Origin of the sequence: Sporosarcina sp. ACRSM, assembly GCF_022346545.1 — a bacterium.
Classification (GTDB): Bacteria; Bacillota; Bacilli; order Bacillales_A; family Planococcaceae; genus Sporosarcina.
Genome location: NZ_JAKRNU010000003.1, coordinates 159,778 through 180,107, shown reverse-complemented (window position 1 = coordinate 180,107; position 20,330 = coordinate 159,778). Strand labels below are relative to the sequence as shown.

At 44.7% G+C, this 20,330-nt stretch carries 16 protein-coding genes; 8 read left to right on the top strand and 8 right to left on the bottom strand.

What is annotated here, in order from left to right; genetic code table 11:
* Nucleotides 1-328: 328 nt before the first annotated feature.
* A complete protein-coding gene (locus tag MHZ95_RS06635) occupies nt 329-1,186 on the bottom strand; it encodes an MBL fold metallo-hydrolase (RefSeq protein ID WP_239389780.1) in 858 nt (285 codons plus the stop codon).
* A gap of 202 nt (nt 1,187-1,388) precedes the next feature.
* Between MHZ95_RS06635 and MHZ95_RS06630 the strand changes: the two genes are divergently transcribed.
* The 3 genes from MHZ95_RS06630 (at nt 1,389) to MHZ95_RS06620 (ending at nt 5,023) form a co-directional block, all read left to right on the top strand.
* Nucleotides 1,389-1,886, top strand: a complete 498-nt coding sequence (locus MHZ95_RS06630) for a DUF3231 family protein (RefSeq protein WP_239389779.1) — start codon at nt 1,389-1,391, stop codon at nt 1,884-1,886.
* A gap of 291 nt (nt 1,887-2,177) precedes the next feature.
* Nucleotides 2,178-4,241, top strand: a complete 2,064-nt coding sequence (locus MHZ95_RS06625; RefSeq protein ID WP_239389778.1) for a catalase — start codon at nt 2,178-2,180, stop codon at nt 4,239-4,241.
* 194 nt (nt 4,242-4,435) lie between these two features.
* On the top strand, nt 4,436-5,023 hold the full coding sequence (locus MHZ95_RS06620) for a DUF4352 domain-containing protein (protein WP_239389777.1): 588 nt from the start codon (nt 4,436-4,438) through the stop codon (nt 5,021-5,023).
* A gap of 59 nt (nt 5,024-5,082) precedes the next feature.
* On the opposite strand, the gene MHZ95_RS06615 is transcribed toward MHZ95_RS06620, so the two are convergent.
* Together MHZ95_RS06615 and MHZ95_RS06610 are read right to left on the bottom strand one after the other, a co-directional pair.
* Nucleotides 5,083-6,486: an alanine/glycine:cation symporter family protein gene (locus MHZ95_RS06615; RefSeq protein ID WP_370642932.1), complete on the bottom strand. Its 1,404-nt coding sequence runs from the start codon at nt 6,484-6,486 to the stop codon at nt 5,083-5,085.
* Between the two features lie 179 nt (nt 6,487-6,665).
* Complete coding sequence (locus MHZ95_RS06610; protein WP_239389775.1) at nt 6,666-7,700, bottom strand: hypothetical protein; 1,035 nt, start codon at nt 7,698-7,700, stop codon at nt 6,666-6,668.
* Between the two features lie 345 nt (nt 7,701-8,045).
* Between MHZ95_RS06610 and MHZ95_RS06605 the strand changes: the two genes are divergently transcribed.
* Nucleotides 8,046-9,233 (top strand): glycerate kinase family protein, encoded by a 1,188-nt coding sequence (locus MHZ95_RS06605; protein ID WP_239389773.1) that lies wholly within the window; start codon nt 8,046-8,048, stop codon nt 9,231-9,233.
* Nucleotides 9,230-10,678, top strand: coding sequence for an SLC13 family permease (locus MHZ95_RS06600; protein WP_239389771.1), 1,449 nt, complete (start codon nt 9,230-9,232; stop codon nt 10,676-10,678). Before MHZ95_RS06605 ends, MHZ95_RS06600 begins: the two co-directional genes overlap by 4 nt.
* Nucleotides 10,679-10,732: 54 nt before the next feature.
* On the opposite strand, the gene MHZ95_RS06595 is transcribed toward MHZ95_RS06600, so the two are convergent.
* The 4 genes from MHZ95_RS06595 to MHZ95_RS06580 form a co-directional block, all read right to left on the bottom strand.
* Nucleotides 10,733-12,697, bottom strand: a complete 1,965-nt coding sequence (locus MHZ95_RS06595; RefSeq protein WP_239389770.1) for an ABC transporter permease — start codon at nt 12,695-12,697, stop codon at nt 10,733-10,735.
* A complete protein-coding gene (locus MHZ95_RS06590) occupies nt 12,684-13,472 on the bottom strand; it encodes an ABC transporter ATP-binding protein (protein WP_239389768.1) in 789 nt (262 codons plus the stop codon). Before MHZ95_RS06590 ends, MHZ95_RS06595 begins: the two co-directional genes overlap by 14 nt.
* A gap of 500 nt (nt 13,473-13,972) precedes the next feature.
* A complete protein-coding gene (locus MHZ95_RS06585) occupies nt 13,973-15,010 on the bottom strand; it encodes a sensor histidine kinase (RefSeq protein WP_239389766.1) in 1,038 nt (345 codons plus the stop codon).
* Nucleotides 15,011-15,026: 16 nt separating this feature from the next.
* Nucleotides 15,027-15,704 (bottom strand): response regulator transcription factor, encoded by a 678-nt coding sequence (locus MHZ95_RS06580; protein WP_239389967.1) that lies wholly within the window; start codon nt 15,702-15,704, stop codon nt 15,027-15,029.
* Nucleotides 15,705-15,956: 252 nt separating this feature from the next.
* Between MHZ95_RS06580 and MHZ95_RS06575 the strand changes: the two genes are divergently transcribed.
* The 3 genes from MHZ95_RS06575 to MHZ95_RS06565 are packed head-to-tail and all read left to right on the top strand — an operon-like array spanning nt 15,957 to nt 18,632.
* The gene (locus tag MHZ95_RS06575; protein ID WP_239389764.1) at nt 15,957-17,093 is read left to right on the top strand and encodes a betaine/proline/choline family ABC transporter ATP-binding protein; all 1,137 of its coding nucleotides are present in this window, start codon (nt 15,957-15,959) and stop codon (nt 17,091-17,093) included.
* Entirely contained in the window at nt 17,086-17,739 is a 654-nt protein-coding gene (locus MHZ95_RS06570; protein WP_239389762.1) for an ABC transporter permease, read from the top strand. The genes MHZ95_RS06575 and MHZ95_RS06570 overlap by 8 nt, the downstream gene beginning before the upstream one ends.
* Nucleotides 17,740-17,741: 2 nt before the next feature.
* Nucleotides 17,742-18,632 (top strand): glycine betaine ABC transporter substrate-binding protein, encoded by an 891-nt coding sequence (locus MHZ95_RS06565; protein WP_239389759.1) that lies wholly within the window; start codon nt 17,742-17,744, stop codon nt 18,630-18,632.
* Between the two features lie 76 nt (nt 18,633-18,708).
* Here MHZ95_RS06565 and MHZ95_RS06560 read toward each other — a convergent pair whose 3' ends face one another.
* Nucleotides 18,709-20,241 carry an AbgT family transporter gene (locus MHZ95_RS06560; protein WP_239389757.1) on the bottom strand — a complete coding sequence of 511 codons (1,533 nt, stop codon included), beginning with the start codon at nt 20,239-20,241 and terminating at the stop codon, nt 18,709-18,711.
* Nucleotides 20,242-20,330: the final 89 nt, after the last annotated feature.

The window sequence follows — 20,330 nt, the reverse complement described above, 5'->3', positions numbered from 1 at the left end:
CACTAACCATTTGCCAAAATAGGCGGAAAAGCCGAAAACGCTTTCACTGCTTAACTTTCCGAAACACTATATATAGTGTCTTATTCGTTACATATACCCTAACATATTGTGTTCTACACGTAAATGGAAAAACTTTTGATCAAATTTCGACCACGCCACTTACCCACATTATCCACAAAAAGATGTCCACATTCAGCGAACCGTCTCCATCGTAATCCACAGGAGTATAGGAGAAGTTATAAACAACTTTTCCACGCAAATAAAAATCTATCTTCAACATGAAAATTTATGTCGAAGATAGATTTTTATTGACATTTCGGTTAGGTACCTACTCAGAAGTTCCATCGACATATTTCCCGAAATCGGGAACGGCAATGCTGTCGAACTCCTGTACAAGCTTACGCAAACTGTCCGTCAACAGTTCGCCGGACATAGGAAGTCCGTGCCCTGTTATCGCTACAGCTGGTTTCAAATCTTCCAACCTTTCCACGGATTCCCGTGCCGCTGTCCAGTCCGTCGTCAAATAGCGTGGAGGACCGCTGATTTCCTGTTCTTGCGTAATCACCTTATATAGATATTCCTGCTTCACGGTTACAAAGGCATCCCCTGCAATTAAAGCCTTGTCCTTTTCCCTGAATAGTGATACATGTCCAGGTGCATGCCCAGGTGTATGAATCCAACGAAAATCGGGCAAATAAGGGACACTGCCATCTTCGGGGAGCGGCTGTACATGACTTCCAAGATCAATCGCTTCATGTGGAAACATGGGCGACATTTTTGAGACCATCCCGCCTTCCACACTCGAATCCGGTTCAGGATAATCCATTTCACCTGTTAAGAATGGCAGTTCCAACTCATGGGCATATACGGGTACTTCCCAATGTTTGATCAGCTCGATAATCCCGCCGACATGGTCGAAATGTCCATGGGTTAAAATAATGGCCTTTGGTCGGCTCCCCTCACCAAAACGCCTTTCCGTTTCAGAAATGATCTTTTCGGCTGAATAAGGCATACCCGCATCAATCAAAACAAATTCTCTTTCATCCGGATGCCCGACCAATACAATATTCACGATTTGTATCGTATAGCTATAGAGATCAGGAAGAACCTCCGTTCCGATTCCACTTTCAATCGAGGTTGCAGGGATATATTTATAGTCTTCTCCGTATGTTAAATTCTCCTCCAATTATGTCTCCTCCTCAATTCGATAAAATCCTCATTATCCTTTACCTTAACCTCTCTTTTATACCAGCGCAGATCGGCTACTCCTTAACTTTTGGGGATTTCGAGGTAATTCCCATTTTCCCAAGATGCCGTATAGATAAACCAATGCCGCACATGCTATTGACCGGAATTGAAATAAAAAGAAGAGAAGGAGTGCTTTTAGAATGGGCATTATGGATGGAAATCCCAAAAAGGAACCGATGCATTATGGAGAGGTAATTGGTGTTTGGGCTTTTATCGGAGCAAACAATGGATTGATCAGTGGCTATGAAGCGTTTGTTAATCACGCAGGTGACGATGACCTGATCAAGCTTCTTGAAGAAGCAGTCAAAATAATGAAATCTGAAAACAAGGCGCTTGAACAACTCCTAAAAGATAACGGCGTTGCACCACCCCCTTCATTGCCTGGACGTCCCAAGGCGAAAGCAGAAGAGATTCCGGTCGGCGCAAGGTTTTCAGATCCTGAAATCAGTGCGGCTGTCTCCATAAATGTGGGGCAAGGGCTTGTCTCATGCAGCCAAGTAATGGGGCAATGCCTCAGAGAGGATATTGCCACAATGTTCGGGAAGTATATTGCCGAAAGAGCAATGTTCGGCCTGAAACTGCTGCGCTTGAACAAAGAAAAGGGTTGGATTGTGCCACCTCCGCTTCTTACTGAATAACCGCTAACACGCTCATGTGAATAGCATGCCTTTCATCAGAGGATCCTGATATTGTGTCTCAGGGTCCTTTTCTATATCCAAAGCACTTTACTATAGAAGGTTCAGAGCAAGGCAAACGTTTTGCAGAATTCATTGCCTACAGGCTGTCAAACTTACGTTAACAAACATACGCTATGTGAGTAATGGGCATAGATCATGGCTCCTTCCATAACGAAGGCCACAAGGTATAAGTGACGGAAATATGCATATGATTTTAAAGGTGTTGAAAAACAATGGGGATGGGGTGATTCCATGGATGAAAAATCATCGTCAGGCAATCAAAAACGCGTTGATGCAAACAGTAAAAATGAGCAGCTAGAGCAGTTCCGTATCAAAAATACCGGGAATCCATTAACGACAAACCAATCAAAAAAGTTATCAAATGACTCAGAACAACTGAAGGCTGGGGCACGCGGTCCTTCCTTGCGTCAGGACTTTGAGTTCTTTGAAAAGATGACCCATTTTGTCCACGAACCGATACCCGAAAGAAAGGTTCATGCAAGAGGTTACGGTGCCCATGGTGAGTTTGAATGTTATCAGTCGATGAAGCAATTTACGAAAGCCGGGTTTTTACAGGAGGCCGGAAAAAAGACCCCTGTATTTGTCCGGTTTTCTACTGTGCAAGGAAGTAGAGGCTCTAAAGATACGGCAAGGGATTTACGTTGTAAAGGTGTAAAGTTTTACACGGAAGAAGGTAATTACGACTTAACGACAATTGCCATGCCCGTATTAGTCAACCAAGACGCGATGAAATTCCCGGATGTCATGCATGCGTACCAACCCGAGCCGCGTACTGGAATGCCGACTGCTGCCGGAGCACATGACACTTTCTGGGATTATGTAGCGAATAACCAAGAATCGCTTCATATGGTGCTGTGGATTATGTCGGATCGGGGCATTTTAAGAAGTTATCGCATGATGGAATCATGGTCGATCAATACGTATCTCTTTGTCAACGACCAAGGGGTAGCGACCTTTGTAAGATTTGTCTGGAAGCCCGTCCTTGGCGTCCATTCCTTGCTCCAAGACGAAGCGCAAAAAATTGGCGGGATCGACCCGGATTTCCACCGGCGGGATCTTCGAGAGGCGATTGACCGTGGCGCTTATGCTGAATATGAATTAGGTGTCCAGTTGATTTCCATGGAAGATGAATTCAAATTCGACTTTGATGTGCTAGACCCCTCCAAGTTTTGGCCGGAAGAGATCGTCCCTGTTCAACTGATCGGCAAGATGACATTAAATCGCAACGTCGATAATGAATTTGCGGAGTTGGAACAAGTCGCATTCAACCCGGCCAATGTCGTTCCGGGAATCGATTTTTCGAATGACCCCGTTCTACAAGGCAGATTAATCGCTTATCAAAGTGCACAATACCATCGTCTTGGCAGCGCGAACTTCCAAGACTTGCCGATCAATCGACCGATCTGTCCGTTTCATAATAATACACGGCAAGGCTTTATGAGGTATCGGATCGATGTCGACCAAGTCAGCTATCATCAAAACTCTTTAGCGGATAATACGCCATACACGACGCCCCCTGAAGAAGGTGGCTATGAATCCTATCCGAAAAAAATAGATGGGCACGCCATACGGGCACGGAGCAAATCGTTCGATGACTTCTTCAGCCAGCCGAGGATCTTCTGGAACAGCCTGACAACCATTGAAAAACAGCATACGGTTGAAGCGTTAAGCTATCAACTCGGCAGTGTAGTAAGCGAATCGGTCCGCCAGCAAAACGTGGATGTATTGGTCAATGTGGATAAAGAAATGGCGAACATCGTTGCGGACAATATCGGGGTAAATCGCCCAAGCGGGACGAATGTGCCTGTTTCAACTAGCTTCGCTTCCCTTAGCCAGGCAAGTACGCCTAAGTATGCCTATTCGCTAAAAGTCGGTGTATTGGTTGGCGATGGATTCAACGGCCAAGAAGTGACCAATACCATTAACTATCTCCAACAATATGGCGTTTTTGTTGAAATTATTAGCGAAAAGCTTGGTACGGTCACAGCCGATGACGGAACAAAATTGAACGTCAATAAGACATTCCTCACATCGAGCCCTTATTTGGTCGATTCCCTTTACGTCGTTGGAGGAAATTCTAAAAACCAAGCAAAATTCCAGTCGGATATGATGTATTTCATCAATACCGCCTATAAGCACTATAAGCCAATTGGTGTTGCTTCAAGCGGTCAACCATATTTCCAAAAAGCAGATGGAACGAATTTCGCTGGCGTCGTTTTTGCCGGCAACAATCCGAACTTCGACAGCGAATTTGTCACTGCCATCGCACAACAACGTTTTTGGGATCGAAGATAGTGGATTGTTCCGTAATTTAGGGACAATTACCATGCGAAACTGCTACAAACAGCAAGGATATTTTAGAAAGCTGGGAAAGAGCCATAAAGGCCCTTTCCTTTTTCATTGAAGAATTACATATGACAGAAATTTCAAACCATGGTAACATAGTGTAACCTATCAAAAAGTATTACAGGGTTGGAGGGATTATCATTATGAAAAGAATGATTGTATTATTTGGAGCGCTATTGATCAGTAGCGGATTATTAGTAGCCTGTTCCTCAAGTTCAGATAGTGAAATAAGCGACGAGATAACTCCGAAAGAACAGGAAAAGAATGAGATCGATGATCGTTCTTCAGGTAACTTCCAAGATCAAACAAATCTTAAAATTGGTGATAGCGGACAAGCGGAAAGCACCCTTGGACAATATGAAATTACAATTGAATCAGTGAAAATGGTGGATGAATTAGACGGTGAAGTTCCCATGTTCGATCATCTCTTTATTACTGATGTCACGATAAAAAATATCGGTGACGTAGCGATCGATGCTACTGAAACAATTGACAGCTTGGAGCTTACGGATAGTCTGGATGGCAGCGGGGCTGGAGATTATTCCAGTTATTATAGTAGCATTACCCCATTAACGGGAACGATTGAACCAGGGCAATCCATAACAGGACAAGCGGTTTTTGAAGGACGAGAGTCGGGTACTTACTTTATCCGTGTGATTAGTGGGTTAATCGCTGCAGGTGGCGTTAAAAACGAAACGACATGGACATTTGATAAAACTGAAGCTGAATAAGAAAACGTTTGATAACAGCCAACCCAACATGATTGTTGGAGTGGCTGTTATCATGTAGGTCACTGTTTTTCGTCTTCCCAACATTCCGCCCCTTTGAGGCCTGGTACTGAACTGGATTTAAAGACGGGATTCAGTCCTTTTTTCCGTTGGATTGTGAAATCATCCAACACCTTGAACGCCACTTTACCAAGCACTACAATGACAATCAGATTGATGATCGCCATCATGCCCATGAACAAGTCCGCCATGCTCCAGACGATTGCCACTTCTGCCAACGCACCAAACATTACCATCCCGAGTACCAACACGCGGTAAATCGTCAGCCATGACCGGTGGGCATTGATGAATTCAATATTCGTCTCTCCATAATAATAGTTCCCGACAACTGAACTAAAGGCGAAAAAGAAAATGGCAACGGCGACAAAATACGGTGCCCAACTACCCACATGGACAGCCATTGAAGATTGTGTCAAAATGATGCCGCTCTGCTCACCTTTATCATAAAGACCGGCAAGAATAATGATAAACGCCGTAGCTGAACAAATAATGATCGTATCAAAGAAAACACCAAGACTCTGGACAAGTCCCTGCTTTGCCGGGTGGGATGAATTTGCAGTTGCTGCAGCATTCGGCACACTCCCCATCCCTGCCTCATTGGAAAATAGACCGCGTCGGATCCCTTGCAACATTGCGGCACCAACACCACCGCCGACCATTTCCTGAATCCCGAAAGCATGTTCAATGATCAATTTGAACATAGCGGGTACTTCCGCGATATTCACGATGACAATGTAAAGGGCAACCGCAATATAAAATGTCGCCATAATTGGTACGATGGCCTGCGTCACTTTGACGATTCGCTTGACGCCGCCAAAAATAATGACCGCTGTTATCAACACAAGAACTAAGCCGACGAGCCAATCCGGTACACCAAATACATCTGTGAACGATTGGCTAATCGTATTGGACTGTACCGCATTAAAAATAAAGCCAAAACAAAGTGTCAATAAAATCGCAAACACGATTCCCAGCTTTCGGACCCCGAGTGCCTTTTGTATATAATAAGCGGGTCCTCCCCGGAACGTATCACCATCCCTCACCTTGTACACTTGCGCAAGCGTACTTTCCACAAACGCTGTGGCCATTCCGATAATAGCGATGACCCACATCCAAAATACCGCGCCAGGTCCGCCAATCCCGATGGCTAGCGCCACACCGGTAACGTTTCCTGTCCCCACCCGTGAAGCTGCACTAATGGTAAAGGCTTGGAATGCGGAGACGCCATCATTATCTTCTTTTTTCTCAACGATCAAGCGGAACATTTCGCCGAACAATCGCACTTGGACGAAGTTCGTACGGATTGTGAAGTAAACGCCGACCAAGAGCAGGATTCCAATAAGAAGATACGTCCATATGAAATCATTTGCCGGACCGACTAACCAATTTAATGCATCCATGATCATGTACAGATTTCCCCTTTCTCATCACTTTTTCATGTCCTTCCCTTTTATCTACCCATAATTAGATCAAATCCAACTTTTTTCTAAGCCCTATTGAAAAACACCAGAAGCCTGATTGGATTCTGGTGTCTTCACTTAATGTTCCGCTTTTATGTTTTTCTATTCAAAGGACTTTCCCCAAGTCAACTCCCTTTCACTTTCATATGGAAACGGATCACTTTCTTATCACCGTCTTGTTCCACTAACTTTCCGGTAAAATGTTCACCGTTCTTTCCATATGTCGCAGCTACACGAGCAGACATTGAATTCTCAATCTGTGGTTCAAGAATAATTTCATAATCCTGTAAATCTTTGATTCGCTTATCACTTTCAGGATTTTTGAAAATGAGACGGAAGCTGCCATCCGGATTTACGTACGTCGTGCCAATGAAACCCGAAGTGATGTAACCCGGGATACTGGCCCTTGACTTCATTTGCGTCCCTTCTAGCAAATTGCTTTTCGCATCGATATAAACATAACGATCGTCTTTCGTTATCGTCGGCTCCATCCATATCTCAGTCTCCCCATAATCTGTCGGCACTTCCCACACAGGCGGTTCGATTTCCCTCTCTTTCTGTCCATCTTGTTGTGCCATTTCGATTTGGACAGCCGCCTTTTTATAATCGACTTCACTTTGCGTATCAGCGTAAACCCGGATAAATTCGCCTTGTAAATTTTCTCCTGACTCGCCGTAATGCTCTTTGATCGCATCATTTTGGATTGCCGGTTCGAACTTCACTTCAAGCGTGAACAATCCATCAAAACTTTCCGGTAGTGTTGTTTCATACAAAAATTCACCATTATCTTCCACAAACGCAATCATATTCCCGCCAATGAGCTGTGCCTCGATTCCATCCATCAGAAAATATAATTTGGACTCCGGTAAGAGATTCGTTAAGCCCTTCACAGTGAGTTTTTGGCCATCCAGTGACACATCCCCCTCGAACCAGACGTCCAGCTCACCTTGATCATCAGGCGCACCCGCTCCTGGGCTTTCAAATTCCACTTTTTCTTTTTCAACCTTATTCTCTTCATCACCATCGAAGCGACCTTCTAGGTTTTCATTCTGTTCTGTGCTGTCGCCTTCCGATGTTTCCTTTGCCGGCTTCTCGCTACACGCCGATACCAATAAAATTGTGAACAAAAGAACCATGAACCATTCACACTTCATCTTCACTATCCATCAACCTCCATTTCCACATGCTATTTTCTTGCGTTCAGCATAACACGAATTATTTGAAGTAAATTAGACAGTTGACCAATTCTATCCTCAGACTCATCTTCGCTATTCCTCTACTATGAATAAATGAGTAGCAAAATAAATCCCTTACAACAAAATACCTATTCACTAGGATAGACATACAACGAGTAGTTATGGGAATTTAACTCTACTATAATAACGTCTAGTTTTCTTACTCCAATTTCAGAAGCTCTCATCACTTTCTAATGATCCTCTCAGCATCCTCTAGTATTCGATTGCTAGATTAGTATGCAATGTTAGATTTCAGAGGAGGATATGGAAATGAAGATCGTTATGGTTCCGTCAGGATTTAAAGAATGTTTGGATGCAGAAGAAGTGGCTTTGGCGATGGAGCGTGGCGCAAAGCGATTTGACCGTAAGGCTGATGTAGAAATTGTACCGATGATTGATGGGGGTGAAGGCTTTGCAAAAACAATCATTCGTTTGAAAGCAGGGAAGATCATTTATCGTGAAGTGACGGGACCGGTCGGAGAAAAGATTTTAAGCCATTTCGGCATTTTCGTTGAGAACGGAAAGAAGATAGCCGTCATCGAAATGGCAGCGGTTGCCGGATTGAAATTAGTTCCGCGCCATCAAAGAAATCCTTTAGAAACGACGACTTATGGTGTCGGAGAACTGATACTTTCCGCATTGGATTTAGGCGTCGACCAAATCTTGTTCGGTTGCGGTGATTCAGGCACATCTGATGGCGGAGTCGGAATGGCACAAGCACTCGGCGCGCAATTTCTAGATACACGCTCAAAACCGATACAAGTACGCAGTGTAGTAGACTTAATGAAAGTCAGGCATATTGACACCAGCTTCCTAGATAAAAGGCTCTCTACTGTCCCCATTGACGTGGCATGTAACTGGAAGAATCTATTATGCGGTGACAAAGGCGTCGCCCGTGTATTCGGTCCCCAAAAAGGAGCAACTCCGGAACAGGTTGAACTATTATCGGAGGCGCTGGATCACTATGCCGCTTTAATCAAGAAAACAGTTGCACTCGATGTCAGGTATTTACCTGGAAGTGGTGCATCGGGCGGTTTAGGGGCGGGCCTCATCGCTTTTGCCGGAGCCACATTGTATCCACGATTCGAAATCATAAAGAATTATATTCAGATCGAAGAAAAAATCAGAAACGCAGATGTCGTCTTCACGGCGGAAGGCAGTCTGGATTTTCAGACGCCAAACGGAAAAATCCCGTCAGAAGTCGCGCGTATTGCAAAAAAACATCACATTCCAGTCATTGCGATTACCGGCACAATCGGACAAGGAGCAGAACTAAATTACAATGCAGGCATTGATGCTTATTTAAGTATCATCCCCAAACCGACAACGTTGGAAAAAGCCATGATCAATGCACCAAAATGGATTGAAGATAGTACGGAAGCTGCGCTGAGGCAAGTCTCCATCGGCCTCACCATTGCCAAACGGATCAGCTCTTTAAAAGGGGTCTTGCAAAAATGATGACGAGAGCGGAAAAACATGCGCATGCACATCGGCCGTTCACTCGGCTGGTCAGCCGTTTTACAAAGAAAACATGGGCAATCCTAGGCGTCCATATCCTCTTCTTATTAGCAATCGGTCTGATTGAAAATCTGGATTATAGCGCAAAGGTTTCCTTGTTTGCTTTCTTATCTGCGATGACCCTATGGATCGCCACTAAAATTCCCGCCGGCTTTGTCGCCATTGCCCTGCTGATATTCATCGTGCTGATGAAGGCGGGTAGTCAGGAATTGCTCTATCATTCACTTGCGGAAGAAGTCGTGTGGCTAATGGTAGGTTCATTCATTATCGGGGAAGCGGTTAAACAGTCGGGATTGGCGGAGAGGTTCACCCGCTCCATCCTAAGCAGAGCAAAAAATAAAAACTCCATTCTTGCCGGAGTCACATCCATTTTATTTGCATCCGCCTTTTTCATCCCTTCGACTTCTGGTCGGGCTGCCTTATCCATGCCGATCATTAAACAACTTGGCAAAAAATTTTCCGAAAAAGAACAAAGTGCGCTGGCGGTACTTGCACCCATCGTCATCTTAATGAGCACATCTGCCACTTTAATCGGTGCAGGTTCCCATCTAATCGGAATCGGCTTGCTTGAAAGCACTGTCGATCAAACCATTTCCTACGTTCAATGGTTGATATGGGGAGTTCCGTTTGCAATCATTACAACCCTGTTCACCGCAATCATCATCAAATGGATGCTATGGCCCCGCAATGAATCGAAATTTACAGGACAAGCAATGGAAGTAACGGCTGAAGCCAAAAAACCTTTCAATGTTAAAGAGAGAAAAACAGTTATTCTGATTACGTTACTCATTTTCGGTTGGATGGCAGAAAGCATCCACGGCTACGATATTGCGTTCGTTACAATGATCGGTGCTGTATTCGTCATGCTCCCGTCCTTTGGTGTCATCAGTTGGAAAGACGGAATGAAATCCGTGTCCTGGAATTTGATCGTGTTCGTCGCCGCAGCAACTGCGCTTGGAAAAGTGCTCGTCGATACCGGTGCAGTCGCCTGGATTGAAAAAGAATTGTTTAGTGTACTTAGGCTTGTCGAGCATGGGAACGAATGGTTGATCGTATTGATCATCGCTATTGTAACGACTACAAGCCACTTATACATCACTTCCCATACGACACGTGCAGTCGTATTCATCCCGGGTTTGATACTGTTCAGCGAAACAATCGGAGTCAATCCCGCAACAGTCGTTTTCCTAAGCTTGATCGGGATGAACTATTGTGTCACCTTCCCGGTCAGTTCAAAAGCCCTTCTTCTGTTCTACGAGGAAGGGGATGTCTCCTTTGATGCCAAGCATTTGGTTAAAATAAGCGCTGTTCTCATGCCTCTTTATATTATGGCGATGGTCTTATTTTACTTCACGTTTTGGAAGTGGATGGGGATGGAATTATAAAATGCCAGTCACCAAAGCAATTTTCATTGTTCTGGTGACTGGCACTTGCGTCAATTATAAAGCGGATTTGACCGTTTTCCTGTAGTAACCGACTGTTAGGAATGCGAAGATCAAGTAGATCAGCGCATAGACGCCCATCGCAATGGAAGCGGGCACTGTAATATCGGACATAAAGAGGAACGAGGCCGCTTTGATGGCGAATACGGAATGCAGCAAGCCGATCAGCAAAGGCAATCCAAAGACGAATGCCTGCTTACGGATGATTCCGCGCATGATGTCTTGGACCGTAAAACCGAGTTGTCGCAGTGTCGCATAACTTTTCTTCTCCTGCTCCGCTTCCGTCATTTGTTTGAAATACAAGATACTACCTGTTGAAATTAAGAACACAAGTCCTAAGAACCCCGCGATGAAGATGAGTAATCCGTTTGACTGGATCGATCTTTCGTACATGGAATAATAATCAGCACCATATGACCATGAACCTTCATCCCAATGCTGGGTCCGAATATCCGAAGCTAGCGCAAGTTGGGATTTGTCAGTTATATTGAAAATACGGATGCTTTTTATGATCCATTCGGGGGACATGTTTTCTATACTTTCTGGAACCATCGCTTTTTTATATTTTTCAAAGTCAGCGTCATTAACGACAAATTGGGGACCCCAAGTATTATTGATTACGTTGCCTTCACCCAATTTTACAGCTGTATATTTGCTTTCCGGCTCACTACTTGTAATATAGATTTCGAATGGAATTTTCATATCTTTTGCTAAGAAACTCATCTCTGAGGAATGATAAATGACAGTCCCATCCTTTGGTGTATCAACTTGTAAGCCTGCTTTTTGTAGTTGCTTAGCACTTACAATATAGGTATTGTAGATTCCTCCTGACCAGTCCATAAATGCAGGGAAAATCCCTTCTTCATAAGTCCATTCCACACCAAGCAATTCAATTGTTGCTGTTGTATAATTGATTTCCTTCTCTTTTAATTCGGCTTCAAAAGCCTCGGCTGATATTTCATCATCTGCAAGCCATTGTTCGTCAAATGCAAAATCAAACGGCATCATGTAACGCGTTTCCTTCTCCGTCGAATAATAAAGTGAATACGAACCCGCCAGCATTGCCAGCGTCATCGCGGATAATACAGTAATGATTGTCAGCGAATTGGCATTCCCCTTCATCCGATGCATAAGCGGCGCAAGGGATAAACTATTGTTCAAGCCGAGATGCCCTTGCTTCCGTTTCCGAATTTGGTAAAATAGCCAACTGATTGTGACGCGAAACACAAGATACGTGCCAAGGATTGTCGAAGCCAATACTGCCAACATATTGAAGTAAATCATATTGTTCAACATATGCCCCGAGAACCAATAACCGAACACAATCAGCCCCATTCCAAGGATAGCCAACACCGCGGATAGGAACGTTTTAGGCTTTTTCGGATGCTCACCTGACTTCTCAGAATTAAATAATCCAAGCAAAGTGCTCCGGTAAACGGTGAACAGCATTTGGACAGATGTCAATGCAATGATGGCAATGAAAACAACAGCCGTTTGAATAACTGCCGCCATCGAAAAAGACACCTCAATGAAGCCTTCATGTCCAATCAATTTCATCAGCAGCATTAAAAATACGCGGGAAACGAGCAGCCCTGCCCCAACACCGATTATAAGCGCGCCCGCACCGAGAAGGGCATTTTCAATAATGAGCAGTCGCGTCACTGCGCCCTTTGTCAATCCTATCAATTGATACAATCCAATTTCCTTGCTTCTTCTTTTCAAGAAAATCGCATTGGCGTAGACAACAAAAATGCCGGCGATGAACAATAACAAAATGCCCGCTACTCTGAATGCCGCAGCCATATTCGCAGAGACTTCGGATTGTTCCATAACGGCTGGATCATATTGCAATGTCGCAAAGACGAAATACAAGACAACACTTAATATAAGCGCAAAAAAGTAGAGATAATAATGTTTGATATTTTTCCGCATACTGCGAATGACAAGATCAAATAGAGTCAACGTTGTCGCCCCCAAGTACGCCTTGGACTTTCAGTATCTCTTGGAAGAAAGCTTGTCTCGTCTTATCACCGCGATACAATTCCGAGTAGATCGTTCCATCTTTCAAAAAGACGACACGGCTACAGTAGCTCGATGCTACAGGATCATGGGTCACCATCATGATCGTGACACCCCGCTGTTCATTGACTTCTTCCATCGTGCCAAGCAAAGACGACGCCGATTTCGAATCAAGCGCGCCCGTCGGTTCATCCGCAAAGACCATCGATGGCTTATTGATCAATGCACGAGCAGCAGACGTCCGCTGCTTCTGCCCACCGGAAATTTCATGCGGGTATTTATGCGCGAGATCTTTAATGCCTAGAATGTCGGCGATGGCATTGAATTCCGCCTCCACCACTCTTTTTTTCTTTTTTCCCAGCGATACGGGCAACAAAATATTTTCTTTTACTGTCAATGTATCGAGCAAATTATAATCTTGGAAAATAAAGCCCAGCTTATCGCGCCGGAATGCAGATAACTCCGCGTCTTTCATCTTGGAAATATCAGAACCGCTAATCAGGACGGTCCCCTCCGTCACACGATCAATCGTCGCGAGAACGTTCAGCAACGTCGTCTTTCCCGCTCCCGACGATCCCATGATTCCCACAAACTCCCCTTCAATCACACGCAAATCGATCCCTTTCAAAACTTGCTGGACATTGCCACGCGAACCATATGATTTCCGCACATTTTGTGCATGTAAAACGGTATTACCCGTTGAATGTATCGTATTCATTGCAACTGCCTCCCTCTTCATCATGTCTCTATCGTATCGCGATTCATACAGCGAGTCGTTCGATTTACATGACAAACGGAAGCCCCAACATGACAATATTGTCATGTTGCAAAGTTCAGTCATGAGAATTCATGCAAAATCACCTTTGAACAAAGTTGAAATGGGGATGGAGTGCCTTCAAGTGATCATTAATTCTTGCTGGCGCTCAATGACCTCCTTCTAGCGATCATTAATTCTCCCTAGCGCTCAAAGGACACATCCAAGTGATCATAACCTTTTTCTAACGCTCAATGACCCTTTAATCAATCTTCAAACATTGCCAACGATCAATAAGATGCATCTAGCGATCATTAATTCTTCATTGCGATCAATGGGTTCCCTCTAACGATCATTAATTCCCCCTAGCGCTCAAGGAGCTCCTCCAAGTGATCATAAACCATTCCCAACGCTCAATAACTCCCTCCAAACGATCATAATCCCCCACCATCGCGCCCTCCTCATTACACATCCCCCGAGCGAATTCTCGTTTTATCAAACTCATTTTCAATAGAAAAAGTCATGCCAACAATCGTTCCTTTTCCCACTTCAGATTGCACTGTCAGTTGAATCCCGATTTTCTCCGCAACCGTTTGTGCGAGGTAAAGGCCTAGGCCGGTTGCGGCGTTATGCAATCTCCCGGTGCCGCCGGTGAATCCTTTATCGAAAATCCGCGGTACATCATGCGGTTCGATGCCGGGCCCTTCATCTTTAATCGTCAATATAGCATTTCCCACCCCCGTGACATGCATCGAAATAAAAATGGTTCCCCCTTCTGGACTGTATTTCAATGCATTCGTCAAAAGTTGCCGGATGATGAACCGGCTCCACTTCACGTCTGTGACAACGTCTAGCCCTTCGCCTTCCAATTCGACTGCAATATTCTTTTCCATGCACCATGTCGCTAGTTCACGCACTTCCGCAGTGGCCAGCTGGCGAAGGTCCGCTTTTTCCAGAACATAATCCGCTTCAAGCGTCGGCAATCGCGAAATGTACAGCTGTTGGTCGATCAACAAATGGACGCGCAACCACTCCGTTTCTATTTTCCGGATAACCGGATTTTCCCGATGGGCATCCATCGTCAATTTCATCGCGGTCAGCGGTGTTTTCACTTCATGCACCCACGCGGCAGTATAGTCCCCTTCGATGACACGATCCTTCCGAATGGCGGCCAGTTCACTTGAAAATTCCATCTCGGCCTGTTGCAAAACTTCTTTCACCATTTCATCACGCAGAAAGTCAGTTTCCGGCAATGCTTCCTGCCAGTCCTTCGTTTGCTCTTCTGCAAGCATAACCAGTTTTTTCGTGAATTTCATTTCCACCCGATACCGCCAAACGATAAATAAGACCAATATGACAATCAGCAACAGATTAAAATAAAGGACCGATGCAAACTTTGCGTCGATCCCCGGATCCAACCAAATGAGCATGTCCGCCAACCCGAGCGACAGCACAAAAAACAAAATCCAACTTTTCATATCCCTCACATAATGAATGAACATGTGGATAACCCCCTTCCTACAACGTGACCGCCATATAACCAAGTCCTTTTTTCGTAACAATTGCTTCACCCAGCCCGATTTCCGCAAGTTTCTGCCGTAGGCGCGTCACGTTCACCGTCAATGTATTGTCATTGACAAACCGTTCGTCATCCCATAATTTTCGGATCAAATCATCACGTGAAATAATTTCATCATTGGATTGAACGAGCACAGTCAGGATGAAAAATTCATTTTTCGACAGCTCCGTTTCCTGCCCATCTCGTCGAATGACGCCCCGTTTCAAGTCAATCATCGCACCATTCCACTCCAGCACATCCGGCGCTTCCTCTCCATATGCATACGTCCTTCTCAATAAGGCTTGCGTTTTCGCAAGTAGCACATCCAGGTGGAACGGTTTCTGAATATAGTCGTCCGCGCCCATATTCATCGCCATGACCATATCCAGCGGATGATCGCGGGAGGATAAAAAAATAATCGGCACTTTTGACACCGCACGAATTTCGCGGCACCAATGGAATCCATCATAAGCCGGCAGTTGAATGTCCAAGATGACAAGATGTGGATTCGTTTGAATGAAAGACCCCATCACATCGTTAAAATCAGCCGGTCCCTTGACATGAAAAGACCATTGCTCCAGTCGTTCTTTTAGTGAATTAAAAATTGAAATATCATCCTCAACAATAAAAATGCTCATGTCCACCCCGATCGACTCCCTTCTTCCGTCCATTTTATCGAAAACCTTCACGACCAAGCAATTCAGGACATCAGAGGACGGAAAAATCAGAAAAACCTGTTAAATATTCTTTGCATATGCTATACTACTTGAATAAGACGAGACTCTTAAATTGGTAAGAGTTAAAATGTCTTGTTTTTTTATTACCTTTCATTATTTTTTTATTCACTTTATCAAAATAATAATGAAAGAAAAAAATAATAGGAGGATTTCATGCTGAAATTTGAGAATGTGAGCAAGGTGTATGATGACGGCTTCCAAGCCGTTAAATCAATTAGCTTCGATATTCAGGAAGGTGAATTTTTGGTGCTAATTGGACCGAGTGGTTCGGGAAAATCAACGACGATGAAAATGATCAATAAGATGGAACCCCATACGAGTGGAACCATTTCCATCAACGGAAAAGATATCAATTCGTATAATCCATCCGAATTGCGTAAGGACATCGGTTATGTCATTCAACAGATCGGTCTTTTCCCCCACTATACGATCGAAAAGAATATTGGCATTGTCCCGCAAATGAAGGGATGGAATGACAAGGAGATAAAAGCGCGAGTGAACGAACTGCTTGAACTCGTCGGCCTCGATCCCGAAGTATATGCCACCCGTTACCCCAAAGAACTTTCCGGCGGTCAACAGCAACGAGTCGGGATTGCGCGGGCACTGGCAGCCAACCCGGACATTATTTTAATGGATGAACCGTTCAGTGCACTCGATCCACTGACACGCGAACAGTTGCAGGCCGAAGTAAGTGCCTTGCATAAAAAATTGAATAAGACCTTTGTTTTCGTTACCCACGACATGGATGAAGCGTTGAAAATGGGCGATCGCATCGCAATTATGAAAGACGGTAAACTTCTACAATTAGACACTCCAGAAAAATTACTTCACGAACCAGCCCACGGCTTTGTAGAGGAGTTCATCGGGAAACACCGGATAACCCAAAACCCTGAACTGATGCCCGTGACCGAAATTATGTCGGAAACCGTCATCACCTCTCTCCCTCAAAGGTCTCCGGAAAAAGCACTCTCGCTTATCCGGCAGCGAAAAATTACAAACCTTATTGTTGTCGATGATGACAAAAAGCTAATCGGAATCGTTTCTGCGTACGATGTCATTAAAAGATTGGATGCCATTAAAACGATTGAAGAAATCATGTTATCCCGTGAGCCATTCCTGCCAGAAACAGCAACAGCCAGGGACGCCATTGTCATGATGGATGAGGCACCATTCGGCATTATTCCGATTGTTGACGCACAACAGCGGGTATTAGGCGTCGTTACACGCGGTTCATTGCTATCCGCTATGTCCAGCCCGTGGACAGATACGGAGGAAAACAACCATGAATAATTTAAATATTTGGCAACAGCTCACCCAACAGTTGCAGATGCGTTGGCAAGAAGTCCTTTCAGCCACATCTGTCCATATCCAACTCGTGTTCTTCTCAATGTTAATCGCCATTATCCTCGGCGTGACACTTGGAATTATTGCCACACGTGTACCTAAGCTTGCGAACTTGGTGCTCGGCGGAGCCGGAATCATGCAGACGATTCCAAGCTTGGCATTGCTCGGATTCATGATTCCTATTTTCGGGATTGGCGTTAAGACAGCCATTGCCGCCTTGTTCCTCTATTCGCTCCTGCCAATTATTCGAAACACGTACACCGGTATCAAAGACGTTGACAAAGCGACGACTGAAGCGGCAAAAGGGATGGGGATGACGAGTATGCAAGTCCTCTTCAAAGTCGAATTACCTTTAGCGATCCCTGTCATTATGGCCGGCGTCCGCACAGCCGCAGTCATTAACGTCGGGAACGCCACACTGGCAGCGTTCATCGGAGCGGGCGGTCTGGGCGATTTCATCTTCCTTGGAATTACGCGCGGTATCGATGGCTTGATTTTACTCGGAGCGATTCCGGCTGCACTTCTTGCGATCATTCTTGAAACGCTCTTCACTGCGGTTGAAAAATGGACCACGCCGGAAGGATTGAAGTAAGTATGAGAAAAAAACTTGGTATATCAATGATCGTATTGCTGATCGCAACTATGCTTTCAGGCTGTATTTTCATCGAAAAAGATTCCTTGACCCTCGGTTCCCGGAACAATACGGAAAGTATCATTTTGTCACATGTGATGGGGCAATTGATTGAAGAAAAGACGGACATCACCGTCATTTACAAAGAAAATCTCGGCGGCTCGAACGTCGTCTGGAATGCGATGCTGAACGGACTGATTGACGTCATACCGGATTACACCGGAACCATTGTCGTCAACTATTACCATGAAGATCCAGGAACAGCAGAAGAGACGCTAGAATTGACCAAACGGCTCGTAGATGAAGACGGCATTATCGCCTTCAACACATTCGGCTTCAACAATACGTACACATTGGCATTGGATGAAGCGAAAGCTGAAGAACTAGATGTCAAGACATTCAGCGATTTCGCAAAAGTCTCAGAGGACTTCACACTCGGTGCGGTTTTTGAATTTATCGACCGTCCGGATGGCCTACCTGGCTTCCAGAAAGAATACGGTCTGAAATTCAAAGACGTCAAAGGGATGGACCACGGCATCATGTACCGTTCCATCGGCGCGAAAGAAGTGGACGTCATCAACTCCTACACAACAGACGGTCAGCTACAAGATTATGACCTGCGTGTGTTGGAGGATGACAAATCCTACTTCCCTCCTTACCACGCACTGCCGCTCGTACGAAAAGAAGCGCTGCAAGAGTACCCTGAAATCGAAGAGGTCCTCAGACAACTCGAAGGGAAAATCGACGAAGAAGCCATGCAAAAAATGAACGCCAAAGTCGACAACGAAGGCATGATGGTCGAAATCGTCGCAGAAGAATTTTTGATTGAATCAGGGTTGATTGAAAAGAAATAAATGAAAAACCGCACCTCTTGTGAAAGGGTGCGGTTTTCATTTCTATAAAAAAACCTGTTTTTAAGACACTATATGATTAATTTGGATAGTGGATTCCTGAACCAGGACCCAAATCAATACCGAACAACATCCAGACAACAAGTGTCGCTGTCCAGAAGATAAGGAAGAACATGCTGTATGGGAACATGACCGAGATAAGTGTCCCAATTCCCATTTTCTTATCGTATTTCTGTGCGAATGCGATAATAATCGCGAAATAAGTCATAAGTGGTGAAATGATATTCGTAGACGAATCGGCGATACGGTACGCCATTTGCGTTAACTCAGGCGTATAGCCCATCTCCATCATGATCGGTACAAATACCGGTGCCATCATCGCCCATTTCGCAGACGCACTACCGATGAACAGGTTGATAAATGCTGAAATAAGGATAAACATCAAGATGAGAGGAATCCCTCTTAAATTAATGCTGTCAAGGAATTGCGCACCATACACACCGATCATCAGCCCCATGTTGGACTCTGTGAAAAAGGCAACAAATTGACCCGCTGTAAATGACAAGACAATGAACATGCCCATCGCCGCCATCGTCGCAGACATCATCGCAGCAACGTCTCGATCATTGCGGATCACTTTCGTAACTTTTCCGTAAACAAGTCCAGGGATAAAGAACAAAATTGCAATAATCGGTACCAACGAACTCATAAACGGTGAACGAATGATCGGCATTTCGCCTTCCACTCCACGTAGCGGTGCCCCTTCAGGAAGAATGAGCAATGCAAATAAGATACTTGAGATGACTACAGAAACCGTAGCCCAAACCAGTCCTTTTTTCTCAATCGTCGTCAGCTTTTCAATTTTTTCGCGGTACTCGCCCTTATATTCACCAAGGCGCGGTTCGACAATTTTTTCAGTTACCCACGCACCAACGAATGTTAGAACGAATACAGAAGCTGCTATGAAGAAATAGTTCATAGCGATGTTCATATTTTCTGCATATGCAGGATCCATGATTGCCGCTGCGGAAATGGTCAGCTCACCGAGCAATGCATCCGTCCCTGATAAAAACAGGTTTGCACTAAATCCTCCGGAAACACCAGCGAATGCAGCTGCAAGACCCGCTAACGGATGACGTCCCAATGCGGCAAAGATAACCGCTCCAAGTGGAGGCAAGACAACGTATCCCGCATCTGAAGCAACACTTGACATAACGCCCGCAAAAACAAGTCCTGCTGTAATCAGTCGTTTGGGAACGGCCATAACAAACCCGCGTAACAGTGCACTAATCAGACCCGATCCTTCTGCGAGCCCGATTCCTAACATCGTTAACAAAACAACACCAAGCGGTGCGAACCCGACGAAGTTCGCCGTCATTTGTGTAAATATGTATTTGATACCTTCCCCGCTTAGTAGATTTTTAACCTCAATCATTTCTCCCGGCTTGCCAGGATGTTCGGCGGTTACCCCAAATGATGATACTATCCATGATAGGACAAGGACAAGCAGCGCCAATCCAGCGAACAAAGTTACCGGATGCGGCAACTTATTTCCGGTTTTCTCAACCATGTCCAAAAAACTTTGGAATAAACCCTTTCTTTTCGTTTCCATAGGAGACTCCTTCCATACCAATAGTTAGTAAAAATGTTCAGAAAAAAATAACCATTCTTTCGAATAGTTACCAGTATATAAGATAGTTA